This is a genomic window from Actinomyces sp. HMSC065F12, assembly GCF_001814535.1.
Taxonomy (GTDB): Bacteria; Actinomycetota; Actinomycetes; order Actinomycetales; family Actinomycetaceae; genus Pauljensenia; species Pauljensenia radingae_A.
On record NZ_KV817017.1, the window covers coordinates 1,579 to 3,353 of the forward strand.

Here is a 1,775-nt window from a genome sequence, read left to right on the forward strand (position 1 = left end):
AAACGTATTACACGCGGGAAAACTACTGGGGCACACCAGAACCCATCCCCGAGCGCATGCCAGACCTCCACCGCAGGCTCAACGACCACGTGTGGAGCAGGCGCACCAAAAAAGGCGTCCTGTCCGACCTGCCGCCCAAAACGCGCTACACGCAGCTCGTCGACATTCCCGACACGCAACGCGCCAAAGCATTCAGCGACGTGGCGGCAAAACTCAAGCGCAAAGGCTACACGCAAGCCGAATTGCAAGACCATGCGAAAGAGTTTGTCTCACAGATGCGGCACGCTACCGGGATGCTCAAAATCGACCCAGCCGCAGATTGGATTACCACACACGTTGAGGGGACTGGCCGCCCGCTCGTCGCATGGTGCATCCACACAGAAGTCATCCACCAACTAGCCGACAAACTCACCCACACGCTGCCGCACGCCACAGTGCGCACCTACTACGGGGCAACCAGCAAGGCCGAACGCGACGCCACCGTGACCGCCTTTCAGGCGGGCAAGGTAGACGTGCTCATCGCACAAATCACCGCAGCGGGAGTCGGCCTCACCCTCACGCGCGCCCAGGACGCCCTCTTCGTCGAAACCGAGTGGACACCCGCACTCGTCACCCAAGCCGAAGACCGCATCCACCGCATCACACAAGCCAGCCCCGTCACCATCACCACACTGATCGCCCCCGGCACGCTCGACCCCATCATCCACAAGGTGCTCACCACGAAAGCCGCCACGCTCGACCAGCTCACCCCCGGCAGTGATCACCACGTCGAAGCGAGCATCCACACCGAGGGGGCGAGCGTGACCAGACTGCTCGCTGAAATAGGACGCGACATTATCAACACGAAAGGACACCACCAGTGACACGCACCAACAGGAGCGCACGCCAAGCAGGAGCACGCTTCGAACGCACCATCGCCAACTACCTCGCCCAGCAGGTAGACGACCGGATCGACCGGAAAGTGCGCACCGGGGCGCGCGACACCGGCGACATTGCAGGAGTGCGGCACATGGGCAGGCGCATCACCATCGAAACCAAAGACTACGGAGGCCGCCTCTTGCCCGCCCAATGGACCAGTGAGGCGCACACCGAGATGGGGAATGATGACGCGCTCGCGGGGATCGTCGTGGCGAAGCGGCGCGCAGTCACGGACCCCGGTTCACAGTGGGTGCTCATGACGCTCAATGACCTGGTCGCACTGCTGACGGGCAGTAGGCCGGACACAGACCTGTGAAATCTCTCCACAAGAAATCCAAGAACCAGCAATCGCAACGAACGGAATAGACATGTTTAAAATCGAAGACCTCGGCGGAACAAGCGAACAGTACTTTGAAACAGAAGGCAAGCAGGCCGCACTGTTCGATCTTTACCCACAGAACAATGGGGCAGCGCAAGTCCTGTTTGAACTGGAGGACTACCCGGCGTGCGGCGATAGTTCCAGACTGCGAGTAGCCATAAGATTCGCCGACTCATTTTGCATCGAGCTCATCCCATATGAAAACGCTGGGGACAGCGTTTGTTTCGAGCTAAAAGCCGGCGGGGATATGGAAATCGTAGCTATGCAGGAAGTTTTTACAAGCCTCGCAAAAGCATTCGAGAGATTTATTGGTGAATACAAGATCATCTATTGATAGCCGAAAAACACAGATCAACCTGCAAGAATTAAAACCAACACGAAAGGACAGTGACGGTGGACGCGACAACAACAACCAAGCGCAAAACCAGCAAAGCCATAGGCGAACTATCCGACATAGCCGCATGGCTCCCGCTGCTCA

3 protein-coding genes are annotated in these 1,775 nt (G+C 58.3%); all 3 read left to right on the plus strand.

Features of this window, described 5'->3' with window-relative positions; translation table 11 throughout:
* Nucleotides 1-863 (plus strand): helicase-related protein (locus HMPREF2975_RS08250; protein WP_193600027.1); only part of this gene is annotated, 863 nt, incomplete at its 5' end.
* Nucleotides 860-1,234, plus strand: coding sequence for a hypothetical protein (locus tag HMPREF2975_RS08255; RefSeq protein WP_070727019.1), 375 nt, complete (start codon nucleotides 860-862; stop codon nucleotides 1,232-1,234). The genes HMPREF2975_RS08250 and HMPREF2975_RS08255, both read left to right, overlap by 4 nt.
* A 52-nt stretch (nucleotides 1,235-1,286) precedes the next feature.
* Nucleotides 1,287-1,631, plus strand: coding sequence for a hypothetical protein (locus tag HMPREF2975_RS08260; RefSeq protein WP_058236111.1), 345 nt, complete (start codon nucleotides 1,287-1,289; stop codon nucleotides 1,629-1,631).
* Nucleotides 1,632-1,775 lie beyond the last annotated feature (144 nt).